Here is an 883-nt window from a genome sequence, read left to right as displayed (position 1 = left end):
GGCGGTGGCGGATCGTCCGATTCCGGTAGTGGCTTCGCTTCGGGCGGCCATGTCACCGGCAAGGGCGGCCCGCGCAGCGACAGCATCCTGGCCTGGCTGTCCAATGGCGAATTCGTAATCCAGGCTGCGGCCGTGAAGAAACTTGGGCTCGGGTTCCTCAATGCGCTCAATCAAGGCGTCGTTCCGTCTCTTAAAAGCCTGAGCGGCTTCAAGATGGGCGGCTTCGTCAACAGCATCAATCGGTCGATGGCGATCCCTCGATTTGCATCCGGTGGCGCCGCGCGCAGCGCCGGCAACCTGGCTCCGGCTGTTTCCGGCCTGTCCGGCAAGCTGGTCCGCGTCGACCTTCAATACGGCCCGTCCCGCAATGAAGTGGCGAGGATGATCGCCGAGGATTCCGCGGTCGATAAGCTGGCCCGTTTCTCGGTCGGCATGGCACTGACGAAGGCCTGACGCAATGGCGGAAACGACACTCCTGCGCCTCGATCCGATCGGCGTGCCGCCTTACTCGGCGCGCAACATCAACCAGACGCTCGAACCAATCGACGCCGGGTCGCAATTGGCCCGCACCGTCAATGGCGAACTCATCGATCTTTCGGACGGCTCGACGTTCCGCAAATACAAATCGACCATCACCTGCACCGACCAGCAGATGCCGGCGCTTTCCGGCGTCTGGCAGGGCATGGAACTGACGGTCGACTGCATCGCCGAGCTTTCCTATCTCACGGCATCCGGTTCGCCCGAGCGCCCGCTGGCCGATACAACGGCCGATCCAGCCACGCGCACCGAAGGCGCCTTCACATTCTTTCGACCTCGCCTGGCCATGCGCGTGGTCGGTTTCAGCACCAATTTCACCGAATGGGATGCTGACGCGGGCTGGCGT

At 63.2% G+C, this 883-nt stretch carries 1 protein-coding gene and 1 pseudogene; both read left to right on the top strand.

Translation table 11 applies throughout. From position 1 onward, the window contains the following. A pseudogene (locus EOA28_RS39380) lies at positions 1 to 453 on the top strand (hypothetical protein); the annotation flags it as partial. A gap of 4 nt (positions 454 to 457) precedes the next feature. Continuing rightward, on the top strand, positions 458 to 883 hold a 426-nt coding region (locus tag EOA28_RS37165), incomplete at its 3' end, for a hypothetical protein (protein WP_128315911.1).

This window comes from Mesorhizobium sp. M2A.F.Ca.ET.067.02.1.1 (genome assembly GCF_004023285.1).
GTDB lineage: Bacteria > Pseudomonadota > Alphaproteobacteria > Rhizobiales > Rhizobiaceae > Mesorhizobium.
This window is presented reverse-complemented; position numbering and strand designations above follow the sequence as displayed.